Source organism: Streptomyces sp. NPDC006551 (genome assembly GCF_040611675.1).
Lineage (GTDB): Bacteria > Actinomycetota > Actinomycetes > Streptomycetales > Streptomycetaceae > Streptomyces.
The window spans coordinates 1-22,890 of record NZ_JBEXOT010000050.1; the positions used below are offsets into that span (position 1 = coordinate 1).

Below are 22,890 nucleotides of genomic sequence, written 5' to 3' on the forward strand. Positions count from 1 at the left end.
GTCTTTCGGATCTTGCCGGGCTCGCGGCGTCCGGCACGCACGCTCGCCGCGTTGTCGTCGGTCGCCAACGCTCCGCGTTGTCTCCCTCCTCCGCCATGCGATCGCACGCACCGGACGCCGCTCCCTGATCCGGCCTGATCCAAAAGACACGCCCTAGCCCCGCCGCGCCCGTCCGTCACGCGTCGTAGACGTCGGCCTTCTTCGGGCCGGGGTCCTGGATGGCGCCGCTCAGGATCAGCGAGCGGTTGGTGAAACGCTCCGTGTCCACCCCGTGATCGTCGAGCACCTTGATGGTCGCGGAGTGGACCGCGCGCATCACCGGGGTCGCGGCGCGGATGGCGTCGTCGGCCATGAAGCGGTGGCGCCAGGGCTGGGCCGCCCAGGCGTGCCGCAGGCCGAACGGCTCCGGCAGGACGAGCTTGCCGCCGAGGAAGTCCAGAACCGGAGGGAACCAGGTCAGCGGGGCGCGGACCGCGAGGCGGACCACCTCGTCGGTCTCGACGAGCGGCAGCTTGATCTCCCGGGTCTCCCAGAACCGTACGGTCTTGGAGACCTCCTTCGTCTTCGCCTTGGGCTTGGTGGTGAAGAGCGAGTGGACCGGCCCGAGCGCGTGGCCGGTGACCTCGACGCGCAGGGTGTGCAGCAGCGAGGTCACCGTGATCATCATGGTGAGGACGAGCTGGCCGTCCCAGAGCGTGAACTGCACGCCGAGGTAGTGACGGTTGCCGCTGCCGAACTGCTGGTCGTTGCAGATGCGCTGTATCTCGTGCGGCTTGACCTGGTAGTGGACGATGTTGTCGCCCTCCGGGCGGGCGACCTCGTCGGCGCCCTCGCCGACCGGCGAGACGATCCAGTGCTTGACGGTCGGCTTCGGGAAGCCGGTCTTGAGCGAGCCCCGCTCCAGCAGCGTGAGCTCGTCGTGGATCTTGCGCACGATGTCCCACGCGCGGAAGTCGTGGATCTCCCGTCCCTCCTGGGGGACGAGCTCCTCGGCCAGGGTCCAGCTGCCCCACCGGGTTCCCATTCCCAGTATTCCCTTGGGTCCGGCGTAGAAGACGACGTTGGAGTGCTGCTCGGCGGTGAGCTTCTCCAGGTTCTGGCGGAGATCCTCCGCGGCCTTCTCGGTCGGATCCGTCGGGACCGCTTCGGGGATCCTGGCCCCGATCCCCCCGCCGCTGAGCAGACCGGTCCAGCGTTCCCGCAGGTCCTGAGCGGTGGACTCGCAGATGCGCTTGGCGAGGAACCAGCCGACCACCGGGGCCACGAGCATGGCGCGGAGATAGAACGCCAGGAAGCCGCCGAACGGGAGCTTGAACAGGACGAGCGCGGCGAGCAGCCCCGCGCCGAGGAGCAGCGCCGTGCCCAGGGCGCTGGTGCGCCGGTTCTCCGTACCGGAGACCATGCGGCGCAGCTGGATGACGCCGAGCCAGAGCAGCAGACCGGGCAGGAAGACGACACCGAAGACGAAGGTGACCAGGGTCAGCTTGGTGTCACGCTGCTTGCGGATGCGCGTGGCGGCCAGGCAGTGCTCGACCACGGGCTGGGGCTCGGTGCCGAAGGACTGGATGAGCGCCTTGCGGGCGCCTCCGAGCATCCGCACCTGGACCGCCCGCGAGAACGCTTCGCCGAGGTCGGGCCTGAAGAGCTTGTGCCACTTGCCCTCGGTCACCTTGGACTGGTGCCATTCGTTGTTGGCCTTGAGAATCTCCTCGACCGGGCCGTCCCGGTAGGCGGCGGAGGCGAGGGCATGCGTCGCCGCCGTCTGTCCGTCCGAGCCCTGGAGGGGAATCTGCGCCCCGGGTCCGAAACTGCCGATCGTCACTGCCGCCCCCATCGCCGCGTGCCCGCGTGGTCCACCGCGTGTCCCTCTGCGGCCTGTTCCCAACTACCGCGCCCCGCACACCTTCTGAACTGGGCACCACAGCGTAACCGGGTACCGGCGGATGCGTCACGAGGACGGGCGTCGACGGCCGGATGCCGCCCACCGGAAAGGAGTTGGGCGGGCGGCACCGGCCGAGGGGCGGTCGACTAGGAGCCGTTCTCCGCCTGTTCCCGGATCTTGCCGGCCAGCGGCGGCGGCATGGCCTCATGACGGGCGTACGAACGGTCGAAGCGGCCGGTGCCGTGCGAGACGGACCGCAGATCGACCGCGTACCGGCCCATCTCGATCTCGGGGACCTCGGCCCGCACCAGGGTGCGCCCCGGCCCCGCCTGCTCGGTGCCGACGACCCGGCCGCGCCGCCCGGACAGATCACTCATCACCGGGCCCACGTACTCGTCGGGGACGAGCACCTGGACCTCGGCGACCGGCTCCAGGAGCTGGATGGTCGCCTCGGCGGCCGCCTCGCGCAGCGCCAGCGCGCCCGCCGTCTGGAACGCGGCGTCGGAGGAGTCGACCGAGTGCGCCTTGCCGTCGCGCAGGGTGACCCGTACGTCGACCAGGGGATAGCCGGCGGCGACCCCGCGTGCGGCCTGGGCGCGCACGCCCTTCTCGACGGAGGGGATGAACTGGCGCGGAACGGCACCGCCCACCACCCTGTCGACGAACTCGATGCCGCTGCCCGGCGGGAGCGGCTCGACGTCGATCTCGCAGATGGCGTACTGGCCGTGCCCGCCGGACTGTTTGACGTGCCGGCCCCGCCCGGCCGAGGGGCCGCCGAAGGTCTCGCGGAGCGACACCTTGTGCGGGACGGCGTCGACCTGCACTCCGTAGCGGTTGCGCAGCCGTTCCAGCGCCACGTCCCGGTGGGCCTCGCCGAGGCACCACAGCACCACCTGATGGGTGTCCTGGTTCTGTTCGAGGCGCATGGTGGGGTCCTCGGCGACGAGCCGGGCCAGGCCCTGGGACAGCTTGTCCTCGTCGGCCTTGCTGTGCGCCTCGATGGCGAGCGGGAGCAGCGGGTCGGGCATCGTCCACGGCTCCATGAGGAGCGGATCGTCCTTGGACGACAGGGTGTCGCCGGTCTCCGCGCGGCCCAGCTTGGCCACGCACGCCAGATCCCCGGCCACGCACCGGTTGAGCGGGCGCTGCTGTTTGCCGAAGGGCGAGGTCAGCGCACCGACCCGCTCATCGACATCGTGGTCCTCGTGCCCGCGGTCGGTGAGCCCGTGCCCCGAGACATGGACGGTCTCGTCCGGGCGCAGGGTGCCGGAGAAGACGCGTACCAGCGAGACCCGGCCGACATAGGGGTCGGAGGCGGTCTTGACGACCTCGGCGACGAGCGGGCCTTCCGGGTCGCAGGTGACCGGCGGCCGCGGCTGCCCGTCGGGCGTGGTGACGGCGGGGACCTCGCGCTCCAGAGGGGTGGGGAATCCGCGGGTGATCAGCTCCAGGAGCTCGACCGTGCCGAGACCCTGTTTTCCGCCGTCGGCGGCGGGCGCGGCGGCGAGCACCGGGTGGAAGGCGCCCCGGGCGACGGCCTTCTCCAGGTCGTCGATCAGTGTCTTGACGTCGATCTCCTCGCCGCCGAGATAGCGGTCCATCAGGGACTCGTCCTCGCTCTCGGCGATGATCCCCTCGATGAGCCGGGCGCGGGCCTCGGCGATGAGGGGCCGCTGGCTCTCATCGGGCGGATTCTCGCGCCGTTCGCCGGTGGAGTAGTCGAAGATCCGCTCCGAGAGCAGTCCGACCAGGCCGGTGGCCGGCGCGTGTCCGTCGGGCGCCTCGGCGCCGTGGACGGGCAGGTAGAGGGGCAGCACGGCGTCGGGGTCGTCCCCGCCGAAGATCCGGCCGCAGACCTCGGTGAGCTCGGTGAAGCCGGTGCGGGCGGTGTCCAGATGCGTGACCACGATGGCGCGCGGCATGCCGACGGCCGCGCACTCCTCCCACACCATCCGGGTCGAGCCGGCCACGGCGTCCGCCTCCTGGGCCGCCGAGACGACGAAGAGGGCCGCGTCCGCCGCGCGCAGACCGGCCCTCAGTTCCCCGACGAAGTCGGCGTATCCGGGTGTGTCCAGAAGATTGATCTTGCATCCGCCCCATTCCAGCGGGACGAGGGAGAGCTGTACGGAACGTTGCTGGCGGTGCTCGATCTCGTCGTAGTCCGAGATCGTCCCGCCGTCCTCGACGCGTCCGGCCCGGTTGACCGCTCCCGCGGCCAGCGCGAGCGCCTCGACGAGGGTCGTCTTGCCCGATCCGCTGTGGCCGACCAGCACCACGTTCCGTACGTCCGAGGGCCGGTCGGCCGTTGGAGCCCTGCCGGCGGCCCCGGTGTGCGCGTTCGCCTTGTCGCCCATGATCTTCCTCCCGATCGCTTGCACGGTGAGGCGGGCGCGGGCGTGGGGAGGGGGCGCGGCGGACGGTGCTTCGCGTACGGCTCCGGCGACGCCCGCGGTTGTCCTTCGAGCTTCGCACCGACGTCACGGTGCGTCCATACGTCGTACGCGACGCGGCGGGGCGGGTACCCGACGGTACGGCGCGGCGTCCTGGCTACGATGGGTGAGCCGGTGGTCGTAGGGACCGCGGCCCACCGAACCTCGGGAAGGCCATGCTGAACAAGTACGCGCGTGCGTTTTTTACGCGTGTCCTCACACCGTTCGCCGCGTTTCTGCTTCGCCGGGGGGTCAGCCCCGACGCGGTGACACTCATCGGCACGGCCGGAGTGATGGCGGGAGCGCTGGTCTTCTTCCCCAGGGGAGAGTTCTTCTGGGGCACGATCGTCATCACCCTCTTCGTCTTCTCCGACCTCATCGACGGGAACATGGCCCGACAGGCCGGCGTCTCCAGCCGCTGGGGCGCGTTCCTCGACTCGACCCTGGACCGGGTCGCCGACGGAGCCATCTTCGGTGGCTTCGCGCTCTGGTACGCGGGTACGGGCAACGACAACATCCTGTGCGCCGTCGCCATCTTCTGTCTCGCCAGCGGCCAGGTCGTCTCGTACACCAAGGCGCGTGGCGAATCGATCGGCCTGCCGGTCGCGGTCAACGGCCTGGTCGAACGGGCCGAACGGCTGGTGATCTCGCTGGTCGCCGCGGGCCTCGCGGGCCTGCACGCCTTCGGCGTGCCCGGTGTGGACGTGCTGCTGCCGATCGCGCTGTGGATCGTGGCGGTGGGCTCCGCGGTGACGCTGGGACAGCGTGTGGTGACGGTACGGCGGGAGTCGGCGGAGGCGGACGCGGCCTCCGGGCGGGGGAGCGAGGCGACGTCATGAGTGGTGCGAATGACCTGCGGGACCGGCTGACCGACGGGCTGTACGGGCTCGGCTGGTCGACGGTCAGGAAACTCCCGGAGCCGGTCGCGGCCGGCCTCGGCCGGCGGATCGCCGACCTCGCCTGGAAGCGGCGCGGCACGAGCGTGCTGCGGCTGGAGTCGAACCTCGCGCGCGTGGTGCCCGACGCCACGCCCGAGCGGCTCGCCGAGCTCTCCAAGGCCGGCATGCGCTCCTACATGCGGTACTGGATGGAGTCCTTCCGGCTGCCGACCTGGAGTAAGGAGCGGGTCGAGGACAGCGTCGACATCAAGGACGTCCACCGTCTGAAGGACGGGCTCGCGTCCGGGCGCGGTGTCATCGTGGCCCTGCCGCACCTGGCCAACTGGGACCTGGCGGGCGTGTGGGCGACCCGCGCGCTCGGTGTGCCGTTCACGACGGTCGCGGAGCGGCTCAAGCCGGAGACGCTGTACGACCGCTTCGTCGCCTACCGCGAGTCCCTGGGCATGGAGGTCCTGCCCCACACCGGAGGCGCCGCCTTCGGCACCCTGGCACGGCGGCTGCGGGCCGGTGGCCTGGTCTGCCTGGTCGCCGACCGCGACCTGTCGGCTTCCGGCACCGAGGTCACGTTCTTCGGCGACACCGCGCGGATGCCGGGCGGCCCCGCGATGCTGGCGCAGCAGACCGGCGCCCTGCTGCTGCCGGTCACGCTCTGGTACGACGACTCGACGGTCATGAAGGGGCAGGTGCACGCACCCGTCGACGTACCCGAGTCGGGTACGCGGGCCGAGAAGACGTCTGTGATGACACAGGCGCTGGCCGACGCCTTCGCCACCGGCATCGCGGACCACCCGGAGGACTGGCACATGCTGCAACGACTGTGGCTCGCGGATCTCGAGGAACGGGGCGCCGACCGGGCCGAGGGGTCGCGGTCTTGAGGATCGGCATCGTCTGCCCGTACTCGTGGGACGTGCCGGGCGGCGTCCAGTTCCACATCCGCGACCTCGCCGAGCACCTGATCCGGCTGGGCCACGAGGTGTCGGTGCTCGCCCCCGCCGACGACGAGACACCGCTCCCGCCGTACGTCGTCTCGGCCGGGCGGGCCGTACCCGTGCCGTACAACGGCTCGGTGGCGCGGCTCAACTTCGGCTTCCTCTCGGCGGCACGGGTGCGGCGCTGGCTCCACGACGGCACCTTCGACGTGATCCACATCCACGAGCCGGCCTCCCCCTCGCTGGGTCTGCTGACCTGCTGGGCGGCGCAGGGGCCGATCGTCGCCACCTTCCACACGTCCAACCCGCGTTCGCGGGCGATGATCGCCGCGTACCCGATCCTCCAGCCGGCGCTGGAGAAGATCAGGGCGCGGATCGCGGTGAGCGAGTACGCGCGCCGGACATTGGTCGAGCATCTGGGCGGCGACGCGGTCGTCATCCCCAACGGCGTCGACGTCGACTTCTTCGCGCGGGCCGAGCCGAAGAAGGAGTGGCAGGGGGAGACGCTCGGGTTCATCGGGCGGATCGACGAACCGCGCAAGGGCCTGCCCGTGCTGATGAGGGCCCTGCCGAAGATCCTCGCGGAGCGGCCCGGGGCACGGCTGGTCGTGGCCGGGCGCGGCGACGAGGAGGAGGCCGTGGCCTCGCTGCCCTCCGAGATGCGCTCGCGGGTCGAGTTCCTCGGGATGGTCAGCGACGAGGACAAGGCGCGGCTGCTGCGCAGCGTCGACGTGTACGTGGCGCCCAACACCGGTGGCGAGAGCTTCGGGATCATCCTGGTCGAGGCGATGTCGGCGGGCGCGCCGGTCCTCGCCTCCGACCTCGACGCGTTCGCCCAGGTCCTGGACCAGGGCGCGGCGGGCGAGCTGTTCGCCAACGAGGACGCGGACGCGCTGGCGAGCGCGGCGATCCGGCTGCTCGGGGACGAGGAGCGGCGCGAGGAGCTGCGGGCCCGGGGGAGCGCGCACGTGCGGCGCTTCGACTGGTCGACGGTGGGCGCGGACATCCTGGCCGTGTACGAGACGGTGACGGACGGCGCGGCGTCGGTGGCGACGGACGAACGCACGGGCCTGCGGGCGCGGTTCGGCCTCGGCCTGGCACGGGACTGACGGTTCCGCGGGGCGGAGCGATCGGGTGTCCGCACGGAGCGGCCCCCGTTCGCGGACCGGGGCTCCTTCGGGGACCGGGCGTTTCGCGGACCGGGTCCCTTCGCGGACCGGGTCCCTTCGCGGGTCGGGCCCTTCGCGGTGGGGCTCCTTCAGGGACCGGGCTCTTCCCGTGTCGGGCCCGTCGCGGGTCGGGCCCTTCACGCCCCGAGCCGCGGGGTGGCACGCTGAGTCGATGACGTCACCCACCGTGCACCTCCTGGACCTGGGGTACTTCGTACGGCCCGCCGCCGAGTGGGGCGGTCCCCACGCGCGCGTGGAGCCCGTCCTCGCGTACCTCGTACGGCACGAGGACGGGACGCTCCTCTTCGACACCGGTATGGGCGCCGGGTCGCCCGAGGCGGACGCGCACTACCAGCCCGTCCGCAAGCCCCTCGCCGTCCGCCCCCACGACGTCGACCTCGTCGTGAACTGCCACCTCCACTTCGACCACATCGGCGGCAACCAGCGCTTCGCGGACATCCCCGTCGTCGTCCAGCGCAAGGAGCTCGCCACCGCCCGCGCCGGCGGCTACACCCTCGACCACCTCCTCGACGGCGTCCGGTACGAGGAGATCGACGGCGAACACGAGATCGCACCCGGCATCCGGATCGTGCCCACGCCCGGGCACACCGAGGGCCACCAGTCCCTCGTCCTCCACCAGGGCGACCGGGTGACCGTCCTGGCGGGGCAGGCGTACGACTTCGCCTCCGAGTTCGCCACCGACGAGATGGGGCGCCGCGCCGGACTCCTGCCGTACCGGCCGTGGATCGACCGGTTCGCCGAACTCGCCGACGGCCGGACGGCGCACGTCCGGTTCGCCCACGACCGTGCCCTCTGGGAAGGTGTGCTGCCCCCGCCCCGGTAGCCTGTGCGCCCGTGACCGAAACCCTGATCTGGACCGTCGTCGCGCTGATCGCGATCGGCCTGTACCTCAGCTGGACCGCCGGGCGGCTCGACCGGCTGCACTCCCGTATCGACGCGGCCCGCGCCGCTCTCGACGCTCAGCTGCTGCGCCGGGCCTCGGTCACCCAGGAGCTGGCCACCTCCGGAATCCTCGACCCCGCCGCCTCGATCGTGCTCTACGAGGCGGCCCACGCCGCCCGCCAGGCCGAGGAGGACCAGCGTGAGGTCGCCGAGAGCGAGCTGAGCCAGGCGCTGCGCGCCGTGTTCGGCGAGCCCGAGCAGGTCGAGGTCGTACGGGAGACCCCCGGCGGCGACGAGGCCGCCGGTGAACTCGCGGCGGCCGTGCGCCGCGTCCCCATGGCCCGCAGGTTCCACAACGACGCCGTGCGCGCCGCGCGGGCGCTGCGCCGGCACCGCACGGTGCGCTGGTTCCGGCTGGCGGGGCACGCCCCGTTCCCGCTCGCCTTCGAAATGGACGACGAGCCGCCTCTCGCCCTTGCCGATCGACCGGCCTGACCGTCCTCACCTGCGAAATCGACGAAAACGATCCACCGGCTCCACATTGGCCCTTGCTGTGGACTGGTGGTGGCCTGTTTCCTCACTCTTGTCTGAACACCGCTTTCTCCGAGTGAGGTCCCCGTGTCCACCACGCTTCCCAACAGCAACCAGTCCGCAGAGTCCTCGGCGATTGGCACCTCCCGCGTCAAGCGCGGCATGGCCGAGCAGCTCAAGGGCGGCGTGATCATGGACGTGGTCAACGCCGAGCAGGCGAAGATCGCCGAGGACGCCGGCGCCGTGGCCGTCATGGCCCTGGAGCGGGTCCCGGCCGACATCCGCAAGGACGGCGGCGTGGCCCGTATGTCCGACCCGAACATGATCGAAGAGATCATCGGCGCGGTGTCCATCCCGGTCATGGCCAAGTCCCGCATCGGTCACTTCGTCGAGGCCCAGGTGCTGCAGTCCCTCGGCGTCGACTACATCGACGAGTCCGAGGTCCTCACCCCGGCCGACGAGGTCAACCACTCCGACAAGTGGGCGTTCACCACCCCCTTCGTCTGTGGCGCCACCAACCTGGGCGAGGCCCTGCGCCGCATCGCCGAGGGTGCGGCCATGATCCGCTCCAAGGGCGAGGCCGGCACCGGCAACGTCGTCGAGGCGGTCCGCCACCTGCGCCAGATCAAGAACGAGATCGCCCGCCTGCGCGGCTACGACAACAACGAGCTGTTCGCCGCCGCCAAGGAGCTGCGCGCCCCGTACGAGCTGGTCAAGGAGGTCGCCGAGCTGGGCAAGCTGCCGGTCGTGCTGTTCTCCGCCGGTGGCGTCGCCACCCCGGCCGACGCCGCGCTGATGCGCCAGCTCGGCGCCGAGGGCGTCTTCGTCGGCTCCGGCATCTTCAAGTCGGGCGACCCGGCCAAGCGCGCCGCCGCCATCGTGAAGGCCACCACCTTCTACGACGACCCGAAGATCATCGCGGACGCCTCCCGCAACCTGGGCGAGGCCATGGTCGGCATCAACTGCGACACCCTCCCCGAGTCCGAGCGCTACGCCAACCGCGGCTGGTAATCCCCCATGAACACTCCTGTGATCGGTGTCCTGGCGCTCCAGGGCGACGTGCGGGAGCACCTGATCGCCCTGGCCGCGGCTGACGCCGTGGCCAGGCCGGTCCGGCGCCCCGAAGAACTCGCCGAGATCGACGGCCTGGTCGTACCCGGCGGCGAGTCCACCACGATCTCCAAGCTGGCCGGCCTGTTCGGCCTGATGGAGCCGTTGCGCGAGCGCATCGCCGCCGGCATGCCGGTCTACGGCACCTGTGCCGGGCTGATCATGCTCGCCGACAAGATCCTCGACCCGCGTTCGGGCCAGGAGACCTTCGGCGGCATCGACATGATCGTCCGCCGCAACGCCTTCGGGCGGCAGAACGAGTCCTTCGAGGCGGGCGTCGCCGTCAGCGGCATCGAGGACGGACCCGTCGAGGGCGTCTTCATCCGCGCTCCCTGGGTCGAGTCCGTCGGCGCGGAGGTCGAGGTCCTCGCCGAGCACGAAGGGCACATCGTCGCCGTGCGCCAGGGCCAGGCCCTCGCGACCTCGTTCCACCCCGAACTCACGGGCGACCACCGCCTGCACGCCCTGTTCGTCGACATGGTGCGCGCAGCCCGGTGACACGATCCCGGTAGGATCTCTGGGGTTCGTTCAGAAATGGGTTACGCGAAGGAGACAGGCAGATGTCCGGCCACTCTAAATGGGCTACGACGAAGCACAAGAAGGCCGTGATCGATGCCAAGCGCGGCAAGCTCTTCGCGAAGCTGATCAAGAACATCGAGGTCGCGGCCCGTACGGGCGGCGCCGACCTGGATGGCAACCCGACGCTGTTCGACGCCGTGCAGAAGGCCAAGAAGAGCTCGGTCCCGAACAAGAACATCGACTCGGCGATCAAGCGCGGCGGCGGCCTCGAGGCCGGCGGCGTCGACTACGAGACGATCATGTACGAGGGTTACGGCCCGAACGGCGTCGCGGTGCTCATCGAGTGCCTCACCGACAACCGCAACCGCGCCGCCTCCGACGTCCGCGTCGCCATGACCCGCAACGGCGGCTCCATGGCCGACCCGGGCTCGGTCTCGTACCTGTTCAACCGCAAGGGCGTCATCGTGTTGCCCAAGGGTGAGCTGACCGAGGACGACGTCCTCGGCGCGGTGCTCGACGCGGGTGCCGAGGAGGTCAACGACCTCGGTGAGAGCTTCGAGGTCATCAGCGAGGCCACGGACATGGTCGCGGTCCGCACCGCCCTCCAGGAGGCCGGCATCGACTACGACTCCGCCGACTCCAGCTTCGTCCCGACCATGCAGGTCGAGCTCGACGAAGAGGGCGCGCGCAAGATCTTCAAGCTGATCGACGCGCTCGAGGACAGCGACGACGTGCAGAACGTCTTCGCCAACTTCGACGTCAGCGACGAGGTCATGGAGAAGGTCGACGCCTGATTCCGGGCCGACTTCGGCGGGCCGACGGGGACACACCCCCGTCGGCCCGCCGCCGTTTTGCGCGGCGTTGTCAGTGCGAGCGGATAGCCTGCACAAACACATGAACGAAGAAGGTCCAGGGAGGGGCTGACGTGCGCGTGCTCGGGGTGGACCCGGGGCTGACCCGATGCGGTGTCGGCGTCGTCGAGGGCGTCGCCGGCCGGCCCCTGACCATGCTCGGAGTCGGCGTCGTGCGGACCGCCGCGGACGCGGACATCGGCATACGTCTGGTGGGCATCGAGCGCGGCATCGAGGAGTGGCTCGACCGCTTCTCGCCCGAACTGGTCGCCGTGGAACGGGTCTTCAGCCAGCACAACGTCCGTACGGTCATGGGCACGGCCCAGGCCAGCGCGGTCGCCATGCTCTGCGCCTCGCGCCGCGGGATCCCCGTCGCCCTGCACACCCCCAGCGAGGTCAAGGCCGCAGTCACCGGCAGTGGCCGGGCCGACAAGGCCCAGGTCGGAGCGATGGTGACCCGGCTGCTGCGGCTCTCGGCCCCGCCCAAGCCGGCCGACGCCGCCGACGCGCTCGCCCTCGCCATCTGCCACATCTGGCGCGCCCCGGCGCAGAACCGTCTGCAGCGGGCCGTCGCCCTGCACACCGCTCAGCACACTGCTCAGCACACCGCGAAAGGCCGTACCCGATGATCGCCTTCGTCAGCGGCCCGGTGGCCGCCCTCGCCCCCACCACCGCGGTCATCGAAGTCGGCGGTGTCGGGATGGCCGTCCAGTGCACCCCGAACACCCTCTCCGGACTGAGGATCGGTCAGGAGGCCCGCCTCGCCACCTCCTTGGTGGTGCGGGAGGACTCCCTGACCCTGTACGGCTTCGCGGACGACGACGAGCGGCAGGTCTTCGAACTGCTCCAGACCGCCAGCGGCGTCGGACCACGCCTCGCCCAGGCCATGCTCGGCGTCCACAGCCCCGACGCACTGCGGCTCGCCGTCTCCACCGGCGACGAGAAGGCGCTGACCGCCGTCCCCGGCATCGGCAAGAAGGGCGCCCAGAAGCTCCTTCTCGAACTGAAGGACAAGCTCGGCGCCCCGCTCGGCAGCAGTGGCCTGGTCGGTGCGCAGCGCGTCGCGGCCACGGGGCCCGCCCCCTGGACCGAGCAGCTCCAGGCCGCCCTCATCGGCCTCGGGTACGCGAGCCGCGAGGCGGAGGACGCCGTCGCCGCGGTGACCCCGCAGGCCGAGGCGGCGATCGCCGAGTCCGGCTCGGCCCCGGTCCCGCAGCTGCTGCGGGCCGCGCTCCAGACGCTCAACCGCGCCCGATAGCGTCGCCAGACCCACCGCACCGCACCGAGAAGACCGAGAAGGCAGAGACGTGAACTGGGACGACGAGACGGCACCGGACGGCGAGGAGCGGATCGTCGGCGCCTCCGCCGAGGGCGACGACCAGGCCGTCGAGGCGGCCCTGCGCCCCAAGGACCTCACCGAGTTCGTCGGCCAGGAGAAGGTCCGCCAGCAGCTCGACCTGGTCCTCAGGGCGGCCCGCCAGCGCGGTGCGACCGCCGACCACGTCCTGCTCTCCGGCGCCCCCGGCCTCGGCAAGACCACCCTCTCGATGATCATCGCCGCGGAGATGAACGCCCCGATCCGGATCACCTCCGGCCCCGCCATCCAGCACGCCGGCGACCTCGCCGCGATCCTCTCCTCCCTCCAGGAGGGCGAGATCCTCTTCCTCGACGAGATCCACCGGATGTCCCGGCCCGCCGAGGAGATGCTCTACATGGCGATGGAGGACTTCCGCGTCGACGTCATCGTCGGCAAGGGCCCCGGCGCCACCGCCATCCCGCTGGAACTGCCGCCCTTCACCCTGGTCGGCGCCACCACCCGGGCCGGACTCCTGCCGCCGCCGCTGCGCGACCGCTTCGGCTTCACCGGGCACATGGAGTTCTACGAGCCCGCCGAGCTCGAGCGCGTGATCCACCGCTCCGCCGGGCTCCTCGACGTCGAGATCGACGGCGCGGGCGCCGCCGAGATCGCCGGCCGCTCCCGTGGCACGCCCCGCATCGCCAACCGCCTCCTGCGGCGCGTCCGCGACTATGCCCAGGTCAGGGCCGACGGCGTGATCACCCGGGAGATCGCCGCCGCCGCCCTCGGCGTGTACGAGGTCGACAGCCGCGGCCTCGACCGGCTCGACAGGGCCGTCCTCCAGGCCCTGCTCAAGCTCTTCGGCGGCGGGCCGGTCGGCCTGTCCACGCTCGCGGTCGCGGTCGGCGAGGAGCGCGAGACCGTCGAGGAGGTCGCCGAGCCCTTCCTCGTACGCGAGGGGCTGCTGGCGCGCACGCCCCGTGGCCGGGTCGCCACTCCCGCGGCATGGACGCATCTCGGCCTGGTTCCGCCGCAGGCAGCGGGCCCGGGAGCCGCAGGAAGCGGACAACAGGGGCTCTTCGGGGCGTGACGGCGCGGAGACTCGCCGGACGAGGAACCGCGGTGCGATGCTGGACGTTGTTCCATCGATGCGGACTCGCCTAGACTCCGCCGATGCCGACCTTTCTGGTCGGCACGCCCACCCCCGAAGATCAGGCCGCGGGTTCTCCGCGTCCGTGCGAAGGAAACCCGTCCCGTGAGTATCGTGACCCTCCTCCCCTTCATCGTCCTCATCGGGGCCATGTTCCTGATGACCCGCTCTGCCAAGAAGAAGCAGCAGCAGGCGGCGGAGATGCGCAACCAGATGCAGCCCGGCACCGGCGTACGGACGATCGGGGGGATGTACGCCACCGTCAAGGAGGTCGGCGACGAGACCGTTCTCCTCGAGGTCGCGCCCGGCGTGCACGCCGTCTACGCCAAGAACGCGATCGGCGCGGTCCTCGAGGACGCCGAGTACAACCGGATCGTCCACGGCGACGACGCGGACGCCGCCGTGGTGCCCGACGACGCCTCCTCGCTGACCGAGTCGGTCGAGGACGGCGAGCAGGACGCCGAGGAGGTCTCGGGGGAGGCCAAGCCCGACCTGACCAAGAAGGTGGACACGGCCGAGGCCGACACCGAGGTCAAGAAGGACGACAAGGCCGACGGCGAGGCGGACGCGAAGTAGTCGCGGCCGGGGATCGCGGACGCCCACCGGCGCCCGCGGTCCCCGGCACGGTTCCACGTCTGCGGGGGCAGGTCCCCACACACACTTCGTGGCCGTACGCGCACACCCGGCGCGGAACGGTTGGACAGGGAGAAACGACAAGGTGGCAGCACCGAAGAAGGGCCGAAGGCCGGCGGGGGGACAGGGGAGGCCGGGGCGTGCCCTGGCACTGATCCTGATCGCCATGGTCGCGCTCACGGGCGGGATGTTCTGGTCGGGTCACACCACGCCGCGTCTGGGCATCGACCTGGCCGGCGGAACCTCGATCACGCTCAAGGCCGAGGCTGAGCCCGGCAAGGAAGACGCCGTCAACGAGACCAACATGAACACCGCGGTCGGCATCATCGAGCGCCGTGTCAATGGTCTGGGTGTCTCCGAGGCCGAGGTCCAGACCCAGGGCCGCGAGAACATCATCGTCAACATCCCCAAGGGTGTTGACGAGAAGCAGGCCCGTGAGCAGGTCGGTACCACCGCCCAGCTGTACTTCCGGCCCGTTCTGACCTACGCGCCCTCGGAGCAGCCGGCGCCGACCGCCAGCTCCTCGGCGTCCCCGGCGCCGTCGGCCTCCGGGGCGACCGCGGACAAGGGCAAGGACGACGGCAAGAAGGACGAGAAGACGGCCACCCCGTCGGCGAGCGCCTCCACCCAGGGCCGCGCGGTCTCCGAGGCCCTGAAGGCCCCGAGCCCGACGCCCACGCCGACCGGTTCCGCCTCCGGCGGCCCGAAGGCCTCCGAGAGCCCCAAGGGCTCCCCGTCGCCGGACGCCGCGACCTCCGCGCTCGAGCAGAAGTTCGCCACGCTGAACTGCCTCGACCCGAAGCAGCGCAGCGCCGCCAACAAGAACGCCAAGCCGGCCGACACCATCGTGGCCTGCGGCAAGAACGCCATCGGCCAGTGGGAGAAGTACATCCTCGGCCCGGCCGAGGTGGACGGCAAGGACGTCGACGACGCCCAGGGCGTCTTCGACCAGCAGCGCGGCATGTGGATCGTCAACATGGAGTTCACCAGCAGTGGCTCCAAGAAGTTCCAGAAGATCACCAGCAAGCTGTCGACGCAGCAGGAGCCGCAGAACCAGTTCGCGATCGTCCTGGACGGCGAGGTCGTCTCGGCCCCGTCGGTGCGCACCACGCTGAGCGCCAACGCCGAGATCTCCGGCAGCTTCACCCAGAAGTCCGCGCAGGACCTGGGCAACATCCTGTCCTACGGTGCGCTGCCGCTCTCCTTCGACACCCAGAGCGTCACCACCGTCACCGCCGCGCTCGGCGGTGAGCAGCTGGAGGCGGGCCTGATCGCCGGTGCGATCGGTCTGGCCCTGGTCATCATCTACCTGGTGGTCTACTACCGCGGCCTGTCGCTGGTGGCCCTTCTCAGCTTGCTGGCCTCGGCGATCCTGACCTACGTGATCATGGCCCTGCTCGGCCCGGCCATCGGCTTCGCGCTGAACCTGCCTGCCGTCTGTGGTGCCATCGTGGCCATCGGTATCACCGCGGACTCGTTCATCGTGTACTTCGAACGCATCCGCGACGAGATCCGCGAGGGCCGCTCGCTCCGCCCGGCCGTCGAGCGTGCCTGGCCGCGTGCCCGCCGCACGATCCTCGTCTCCGACTTCGTGTCCTTCCTCGCCGCCGCCGTGCTCTTCCTCGTCACCGTCGGCAAGGTCCAGGGCTTCGCGTTCACGCTCGGCCTGACCACCCTGCTCGACGTGGTCGTGGTGTTCCTCTTCACCAAGCCGGTCATGACGCTCCTCGCTCGCACCAAGTTCTTCGGCGAAGGCCACGCGTGGTCCGGCCTCGACCCGAAGCGGCTCGGCGCCAAGCCGCCGCTGCGTCGTTCTCGCCGTGTCTCCGCCCCCATCGACCCGAAGGAGGCGTGAGATGTCGAAGCTCGGCAATCTCGGCGCCCGGCTCCACCGTGGTGAGGTCGGCTACGACTTCATCGGTAAGCGAAAGATCTGGTACGGCGTCTCGATCCTGATCACCATCACGGCCATCGTGGCCCTGGCGGTGCAGGGCCTGAACATGGGCATCGAGTTCAAGGGCGGCGCCGTCTTCACCACCCCGAAGGCGTCGGCCTCGGTCTCGCAGGTCCAGGAGTACGCGGAAGAGGCCTCCGGCCACGACGCGATCGTCCAGGAGCTCGGCAACGGCTCCATGCGGATCCAGGTCGGCGGCCTCGACACCCAGCAGTCCGACAAGGTCCGCACGGAGCTGGCCAAGGACCTGAACGTGCCCGAGGACAAGATCGCCGCGGAGCTGGTCGGCCCCAGCTGGGGCGAGCAGATCGCCAACAAGGCATGGACGGGACTCGGGGTCTTCATGGTCCTGGTGGTCGTCTATCTGGCCATCGCCTTCGAGTGGCGGATGGCGGTCGCCGCGCTCGTCGCCCTGATCCACGACATCACGATCACCGTCGGCATCTACTCCCTCGTGGGCTTCGAGGTCACGGTCGGTACGGTGATCGGTCTGCTGACCATCCTCGGTTACTCCCTCTACGACACGGTGGTCGTCTTCGACTCCCTCAAGGAGGGCACGAAGGGGGTCACCAAGCAGACGCGCTGGACGTACAGCGAGATCGCCAACCGTTCGATCAACAGCACGCTGGTCCGTTCGGTCAACACCACCGTCGTCGCCCTGCTGCCGGTCGCCGGTCTGCTCTTCATCGGTGGCGGTGTCCTGGGCGCCGGCATGCTGAACGACATCTCGCTGTCGCTCTTCGTCGGTCTCGCCGCCGGCGCGTACTCGTCGATCTTCATCGCCACCCCGCTCGTCGCCGATCTCAAGGAGCGCGACCCGGCGATCAAGGCGATGAAGAAGCGGGTGCTCGCCAAGCGGGCGGCCGCGGCCGCCAAGGGTGAGTCCCTGGACGTGGACGACAGCACCGACGGCGACGACGGCGACGACGGCTTCGAGGACGCGGCGGAGACCGCCGTCGTCGGGCAGCGCGCGTCGCGCCGCGGACGGCCTTCGGAGCGCCGCGGATGACGGCGGAGGCCCAGGACACCGCCGGTCTGCTGCTCAGCCGGATCAGGGACGTCCCCGACTATCCCAAGCCGGGGGTGCTGTTCAAGGACATCACTCCGCTGCTCGCGGACCCGGTGGCGTTCACGGCCCTGACCGACAGCCTCGCCTCGCTGTGCGTCACGCACGGCGCGACGAAGATCGTCGGCCTGGAGGCGCGCGGCTTCATCCTCGCCGCACCGGTCGCGGTCCGCGCGGGCCTGGGCTTCGTCCCGGTGCGCAAGGCCGGCAAGCTGCCCGGTGCCACGCTGAAGCAGGCGTACGAGCTGGAGTACGGCACCGCCGAGATCGAGGTGCACGCCGAGGACCTGGTCCCCGGCGACCGCGTCATGGTCATCGACGACGTCCTGGCCACCGGCGGCACCGCCGAGGCGTCGCTGGAGCTCATCCGGCGGGCCGGGGCCGAGGTCGCGGGCGTCGCGGTCCTCATGGAGCTCGGCTTCCTCGACGGGCGGGCCCGGCTGGAGCCCGCCCTGGGCGGCGCTCCGCTGGAGGCGCTGATCACGGTCTGATCCGTGGCACGTACGGGGCGGGGCGCTCCGGGGGAATCCCCGGGGCGCCCCGCCTGTTTTCCCGGTATGTCCCCGATCGGGGCCCCGGACGCGGGCAGCGGCGGTCGTACCGGCCACACGCGTGAGCACCCGGGCTCCCGGGTCGATACCATGGGCTTTCCGGGCCTGTCCGGGGGACCCGGTACCGCACGAGGAGCGCTCTTGCCAGACGAGGCCCAGCCACTCTCCGCAGCGCAGCCCGACCAGCAGGCCGAGAAGGCCGCGGCGGGCCCCGCCACGCCCCAGGACAAGCCCGCGGAGAGCAGCCCCTCGCCCGTGGCACCAGCACCGGCTCCCGCGCCGGCACAGCCCCCCGCGCCGAAACCCGCGCAGGCCGCCCCGGCCCGCTCCGGGGGCTCCTCCAACCGCGTGCGCGCCCGCCTCGCCCGCCTGGGTGTCCAGCGCTCCTCCCCGTACAACCCGGTCCTCGAACCGCTGCTCCGGATCGTCCGGTCCAACGACCCGAAGATCGAGACGGCGACGCTCCGCCAGATCGAGCGGGCCTACCAGGTCGCCGAGCGCTGGCACCGCGGCCAGAAGCGCAAGAGCGGCGACCCGTACATCACCCACCCGCTGGCCGTCACCACCATCCTCGCCGAGCTCGGCATGGACCCGGCGACGCTGATGGCCGGGCTGCTGCACGACACCGTCGAGGACACCGAGTACGGCCTCGACACCCTCCGCCGCGACTTCGGCGACCAGGTCGCCCTGCTCGTCGACGGCGTCACCAAGCTGGACAAGGTCAAGTTCGGCGAGGCCGCGCAGGCCGAGACCGTGCGCAAGATGGTCGTCGCCATGGCCAAGGACCCGCGCGTCCTGGTCATCAAGCTCGCCGACCGGCTGCACAACATGCGCACCATGCGTTATCTCAAGCGGGAGAAGCAGGAGAAGAAGGCCCGCGAGACCCTCGAGATCTACGCGCCCCTGGCCCACCGCCTGGGCATGAACACCATCAAGTGGGAGCTGGAGGACCTCGCCTTCGCGATCCTCTACCCCAAGATGTACGACGAGATCGTCCGGCTCGTCGCCGAGCGCGCGCCCAAACGCGACGAGTACCTCGCGATAGTGACCGACGAGGTCCAGTCAGACCTGCGCGCCGCCCGCATCAAGGCCACCGTGACCGGCCGGCCCAAGCACTACTACAGCGTCTACCAGAAGATGATCGTCCGCGGCCGTGACTTCGCGGAGATCTACGACCTGGTGGGCATCCGCGTCCTCGTCGACACGGTCCGCGACTGCTACGCCGCCCTCGGCACCGTCCACGCGCGATGGAACCCGGTCCCCGGCCGGTTCAAGGACTACATCGCGATGCCGAAGTTCAACATGTACCAGTCGCTCCACACGACGGTCATCGGACCCAACGGCAAGCCCGTCGAGCTGCAGATCCGCACCTTCGACATGCACCGCCGGGCCGAGTACGGCATCGCCGCGCACTGGAAGTACAAGCAGGAGGCCGTCGCCGGCGCCTCCAAGGTGCGCGCCGACGTGCCGAAGAAGACCGGCAAGGACGATCACCTCAACGACATGGCGTGGCTGCGCCAGCTCCTCGACTGGCAGAAGGAGACCGAGGACCCCAGCGAGTTCCTGGAGTCCCTGCGCTTCGACCTGTCCCGCAACGAGGTCTTCGTCTTCACCCCCAAGGGCGACGTCATAGCGCTGCCGGCCGGCGCCACCCCCGTCGACTTCTCCTACGCCGTCCACACCGAGGTCGGCCACCGCACCATAGGGGCCCGGGTCAACGGGCGGCTCGTGCCGCTCGAATCGACCCTCGACAACGGCGACCTGGTCGAGGTCTTCACCTCCAAGGCCCCCGGTGCCGGCCCGTCCCGCGACTGGCTGGGCTTCGTCAAGTCCCCGCGCGCCCGCAACAAGATCCGGGCCTGGTTCTCCAAGGAACGCCGCGACGAGGCGATCGAGCAGGGCAAGGACGCCATCGCGCGGGCCATGCGCAAGCAGAACCTGCCGATCCAGCGGATCCTGACCGGCGACTCGCTCGTCACGCTCGCCCACGAGATGCGCTACAGCGACATCTCCTCGCTGTACGCGGCGATCGGCGAGGGCCATGTCACCGCCCAGTCCATCGTGCAGAAGCTCGTCCAGGCCCTCGGCGGCGAGGAGGCCGCCAACGAGGACCTCGTCGAGACCGCGCCGCCCTCGCGCGGCCGCTCCAAGCGCCGCTCCAGCGCCGACCCCGGTGTCGTCGTCAAGGGCGTCGAGGACGTCTGGGTCAAACTGGCCCGCTGCTGCACACCCGTACCGGGCGACCCGATCATCGGCTTCGTCACCCGGGGCAGCGGCGTATCGGTGCACCGCAGCGACTGCCTCAACGTCGAGTCGCTCTCCCGGGAGCCGGAACGCATCCTCGAGGTGGAATGGGCGCCCACCCAGTCGTCGGTCTTCCTCGTCGCCATACAGGTCGAGGCCCTGGACCGCTCGCGGCTCCTCTCGGACGTCACCCGCGTCCTCTCGGACCAGCACGTCAACATCCTGTCGGCGGCCGTCCAGACCTCCCGTGACCGGGTGGCCACCTCGCGCTTCACCTTCGAGATGGGCGACCCGAAGCACCTTGGACACGTCCTGAAGGCCGTACGGGGCGTGGAGGGCGTCTACGACGTCTACCGGGTCACCTCGGCCCGAAGGCCGTAACCGTACGTACGAGAAGGGCCCCGGCACCGCGAGGTACCGGGGCCCTTCTCGTACGGGAACTCAGCCGCCGAACTCCTCCAGCCCCTTCAGGGCCTGGTCGAGAAGCGCCTGACGGCCCTCCAGCTCACGCGCCAGCTTGTCGGCCTTGGCGTCGTTGCCCGCCGCACGGGCCGCGTCGATCTGCTTCTGCAGCTTGTCGACCGCGTCCTGCAGCTGGCCGGTCAGACCCGCGGCACGCGCGCGTGCCTCCGGGTTCGTCCGGCGCCACTCCGACTCCTCGGCCTCGCCGATCGCCCGCTCCACCGCGTGCATCCGGCCCTCGACCTTCGGCCGGGCGTCGCGCGGCACATGGCCGATGGCCTCCCAGCGCTCGTTGAGGGAACGGAAGGCCGCACGGGCCGCCTTCAGATCCTTCACCGGCACCAGCTTCTCGGCCTCGGCCGCGAGCTCCTCCTTCAGCTTGAGGTTCTCCGTCTGCTCCGCGTCCCGCTCGGCGAAGACCTCGCCGCGCGCCGCGAAGAAGACGTCCTGGGCGCCGCGGAATCGGTTCCACAGGTCGTCCTCGTGCTCGCGCTGGGCGCGGCCCGCCGCCTTCCAGTCCGTCATCAGCTCGCGGTACCGGGCGGCCGTCCCACCCCAGTCCGTGGAGTTCGACAGCGACTCGGCCTCCGCGACCAGCTTCTCCTTGACCTTGCGGGCCTCCTCGCGCTGCGCGTCCAGCGAGGCGAAGTGCGCCTTGCGACGCTTGGAGAACGCCGAGCGGGCGTGCGAGAAGCGGTGCCACAGCTCGTCGTCGGACTTCCGGTCGAGCCGCGGCAGGCCCTTCCAGGTGTCCACGAGCGCGCGCAGCCGCTCACCGGCGGACCGCCACTGCTCGCTCTGCGCCAGCTCCTCGGCCTCCTTGACCAGAGCCTCCTTGGCGCCGCGCGCCTCGTCGGTCTGCTTGGCCTTCTGGGCCTTGCGCTCCTCGCGACGCGACTCCACCGTCTCGACCAGCTTGTCGAGCCGCGTGCTCAGCGCGGCGAGGTCACCCACGGCGTGGTGCTCGTCCACCTGCTTGCGGATGTGATCGATCGCGGCCATCGCGTCCTTGGCCGAGAGGTCGGTCGTCCTCACCCGCTTCTCGAGGAGGCCGATCTCGACCACCAAGCCCTCGTACTTGCGCTCGAAGTAGGCCAGTGCCTCCTCGGGAGTACCGGCCTGCCACGATCCGACGACCTTCTCGCCCTCGGCAGTACGCACGTACACGGTGCCCGTCTCGTCGACGCGGCCCCACGGGTCGCTGCTCACAGCGCCTCCTCCACATGATGCCGACGAGGGGGTTGTGCCCCCTGGGCATCGTCCACAGTTTCCGGGGGCGGGCAGCGCCCGCCCTGCACAACGCCAATCTAGGCGAACGGTCGCCCGGCTGTCCGCACTCAGCGCGACCCAAATTGAATGGTCACGCCGTGTCCGCGCCTCGTGTCACCGCTCGCTGAACGCTTCGCGTCACTCCTTCGTGACGGTGGCCTTCGCGATGGTGACCGCCTTCTTGGGGGCGCCGTCCTTGGCACCGCCCTCGACACCGCCCTTGGCGACCTCCTGGACGGCCTTCAGGCCGGCCTTGTCGATCGTGCCGAAGGGCGTGTAGGTCGGCGGCAGCTTGGTGTCCTGGTACACGAGGAAGAACTGGCTGCCGCCGCTGCCCGGCTGCCCCGTGTTGGCCATGGCCACGGTGCCGGCCGGGAACGTCACCGAACCGTCCGCGCCGGCCTTGCCCAGCGCGGTCAGGTTCTCGTCCGGGATGGTGTAGCCCGGGCCGCCGGTGCCGTCGCCCTTGGGGTCGCCGCACTGGAGGACGAAGATGCCCTCCGTGGTGAGCCGGTGGCACTTCGTACCGTCGAAGTACTTCTTGTCCGCGAGGTGCTTGAAGGAGTTCACCGTCCGCGGGGTCTTCGCGGCGTCCATCGTGATGCGGACGTTGCCCTGGTTCGTCGTCAGGGCCATCGTGTACTTCGCCTTCGTGTCGACGGCCATGGCCGGCTCCGGCGCCGAGGACTCGCTCTGCGTGGGCGTCGGGTTGTCACTCGGCGTCGCGGCCGCGTCCGACCCCTTCTTGTCCCCGTCGGTCAGCGCCACCGAGGCGTACACCGCACCGCCGGAGGCCAGCACCACGGCCAGCCCGGCCGCGATGACGGTGTTGCGGCGCCTGGCCTTCTGCTGCGCCTGACGTCGCTGCTGCTGGCGCACGTACTTCTCCCGGGCGAGCTGCCGCCGCCGCTGATCGCTGCTGACCACCGGGTCTGCTCCTTGTAGGTCGTCTGTTCCAGTCCTGGCCGGATGTGCCCGTACCGTATACGGGTTGGCTGTGGAATACGCAGCGCCGGTAGGCTCTGATCTGCCACTTCCGCCC

At 70.6% G+C, this 22,890-nt stretch carries 20 protein-coding genes; 16 read left to right on the forward strand and 4 right to left on the reverse strand.

Annotated features, from left to right (window positions below; genetic code table 11):
• Nucleotides 1-175: 175 nt before the first annotated feature.
• On the reverse strand, nt 176-1,834 hold the full coding sequence (locus ABZY12_RS29815; protein ID WP_356895730.1) for a hypothetical protein: 1,659 nt from the start codon (nt 1,832-1,834) through the stop codon (nt 176-178).
• 194 nt (nt 1,835-2,028) lie between these two features.
• Nucleotides 2,029-4,236 (reverse strand): elongation factor G-like protein EF-G2, encoded by a 2,208-nt coding sequence (locus ABZY12_RS29820; RefSeq protein WP_356895732.1) that lies wholly within the window; start codon nt 4,234-4,236, stop codon nt 2,029-2,031.
• A gap of 251 nt (nt 4,237-4,487) precedes the next feature.
• On the opposite strand from ABZY12_RS29820, the gene pgsA reads away from it, so the two are divergent.
• The 16 genes from pgsA to ABZY12_RS29900 all read left to right on the forward strand — a co-directional run bounded on the left by pgsA (nt 4,488) and on the right by ABZY12_RS29900 (nt 20,498).
• Nucleotides 4,488-5,150: a phosphatidylinositol phosphate synthase gene (gene pgsA, locus ABZY12_RS29825; RefSeq protein ID WP_356895734.1), complete on the forward strand. Its 663-nt coding sequence runs from the start codon at nt 4,488-4,490 to the stop codon at nt 5,148-5,150.
• The gene (locus tag ABZY12_RS29830) at nt 5,147-6,085 is read left to right on the forward strand and encodes a phosphatidylinositol mannoside acyltransferase (protein WP_356895736.1); all 939 of its coding nucleotides are present in this window, start codon (nt 5,147-5,149) and stop codon (nt 6,083-6,085) included. Before pgsA ends, ABZY12_RS29830 begins: the two co-directional genes overlap by 4 nt.
• Nucleotides 6,082-7,248, forward strand: coding sequence for a glycosyltransferase family 4 protein (locus ABZY12_RS29835; RefSeq protein ID WP_356895738.1), 1,167 nt, complete (start codon nt 6,082-6,084; stop codon nt 7,246-7,248). Before ABZY12_RS29830 ends, ABZY12_RS29835 begins: the two co-directional genes overlap by 4 nt.
• A gap of 232 nt (nt 7,249-7,480) precedes the next feature.
• Entirely contained in the window at nt 7,481-8,152 is a 672-nt protein-coding gene (locus ABZY12_RS29840) for an N-acyl homoserine lactonase family protein (protein WP_356895740.1), read from the forward strand.
• Nucleotides 8,153-8,163: 11 nt separating this feature from the next.
• Nucleotides 8,164-8,706 carry a hypothetical protein gene (locus ABZY12_RS29845; RefSeq protein ID WP_356895742.1) on the forward strand — a complete coding sequence of 181 codons (543 nt, stop codon included), beginning with the start codon at nt 8,164-8,166 and terminating at the stop codon, nt 8,704-8,706.
• A 123-nt stretch (nt 8,707-8,829) separates the two neighbouring features.
• Nucleotides 8,830-9,753 carry a pyridoxal 5'-phosphate synthase lyase subunit PdxS gene (gene pdxS, locus ABZY12_RS29850; protein ID WP_356895744.1) on the forward strand — a complete coding sequence of 308 codons (924 nt, stop codon included), beginning with the start codon at nt 8,830-8,832 and terminating at the stop codon, nt 9,751-9,753.
• Between the two features lie 6 nt (nt 9,754-9,759).
• On the forward strand, nt 9,760-10,350 hold the full coding sequence (gene pdxT, locus ABZY12_RS29855; RefSeq protein ID WP_356895746.1) for a pyridoxal 5'-phosphate synthase glutaminase subunit PdxT: 591 nt from the start codon (nt 9,760-9,762) through the stop codon (nt 10,348-10,350).
• A 62-nt stretch (nt 10,351-10,412) separates the two neighbouring features.
• Entirely contained in the window at nt 10,413-11,165 is a 753-nt protein-coding gene (locus tag ABZY12_RS29860; RefSeq protein ID WP_356895748.1) for a YebC/PmpR family DNA-binding transcriptional regulator, read from the forward strand.
• A gap of 131 nt (nt 11,166-11,296) precedes the next feature.
• Nucleotides 11,297-11,851 carry a crossover junction endodeoxyribonuclease RuvC gene (gene ruvC / locus ABZY12_RS29865; protein WP_356895750.1) on the forward strand — a complete coding sequence of 185 codons (555 nt, stop codon included), beginning with the start codon at nt 11,297-11,299 and terminating at the stop codon, nt 11,849-11,851.
• Complete coding sequence (ruvA, locus tag ABZY12_RS29870) at nt 11,848-12,480, forward strand: Holliday junction branch migration protein RuvA (RefSeq protein WP_356895752.1); 633 nt, start codon at nt 11,848-11,850, stop codon at nt 12,478-12,480. The genes ruvC and ruvA overlap by 4 nt, the downstream gene beginning before the upstream one ends.
• A gap of 49 nt (nt 12,481-12,529) precedes the next feature.
• On the forward strand, nt 12,530-13,609 hold the full coding sequence (gene ruvB / locus ABZY12_RS29875) for a Holliday junction branch migration DNA helicase RuvB (protein ID WP_356895754.1): 1,080 nt from the start codon (nt 12,530-12,532) through the stop codon (nt 13,607-13,609).
• A gap of 165 nt (nt 13,610-13,774) precedes the next feature.
• Nucleotides 13,775-14,245: a preprotein translocase subunit YajC gene (yajC, locus tag ABZY12_RS29880; RefSeq protein ID WP_356895756.1), complete on the forward strand. Its 471-nt coding sequence runs from the start codon at nt 13,775-13,777 to the stop codon at nt 14,243-14,245.
• Between the two features lie 142 nt (nt 14,246-14,387).
• Nucleotides 14,388-16,157, forward strand: a complete 1,770-nt coding sequence (secD, locus tag ABZY12_RS29885) for a protein translocase subunit SecD (protein WP_356895758.1) — start codon at nt 14,388-14,390, stop codon at nt 16,155-16,157.
• Between the two features lies 1 nt (nt 16,158).
• Nucleotides 16,159-17,265 (forward strand): protein translocase subunit SecF, encoded by a 1,107-nt coding sequence (gene secF / locus ABZY12_RS29890; protein ID WP_356895760.1) that lies wholly within the window; start codon nt 16,159-16,161, stop codon nt 17,263-17,265.
• Complete coding sequence (locus tag ABZY12_RS29895) at nt 17,262-17,813, forward strand: adenine phosphoribosyltransferase (RefSeq protein ID WP_356895762.1); 552 nt, start codon at nt 17,262-17,264, stop codon at nt 17,811-17,813. The genes secF and ABZY12_RS29895 overlap by 4 nt, the downstream gene beginning before the upstream one ends.
• 201 nt (nt 17,814-18,014) lie before the next feature.
• Nucleotides 18,015-20,498, forward strand: a complete 2,484-nt coding sequence (locus ABZY12_RS29900; RefSeq protein ID WP_356895764.1) for a bifunctional (p)ppGpp synthetase/guanosine-3',5'-bis(diphosphate) 3'-pyrophosphohydrolase — start codon at nt 18,015-18,017, stop codon at nt 20,496-20,498.
• Between the two features lie 60 nt (nt 20,499-20,558).
• Here the strand turns inward: ABZY12_RS29900 and ABZY12_RS29905 are convergent, their stop codons facing one another.
• Complete coding sequence (locus ABZY12_RS29905) at nt 20,559-21,788, reverse strand: DUF349 domain-containing protein (RefSeq protein ID WP_356895766.1); 1,230 nt, start codon at nt 21,786-21,788, stop codon at nt 20,559-20,561.
• A gap of 198 nt (nt 21,789-21,986) precedes the next feature.
• Complete coding sequence (locus ABZY12_RS29910) at nt 21,987-22,775, reverse strand: peptidylprolyl isomerase (protein ID WP_356895768.1); 789 nt, start codon at nt 22,773-22,775, stop codon at nt 21,987-21,989.
• Between the last annotated feature and the right edge of the window lie 115 nt (nt 22,776-22,890).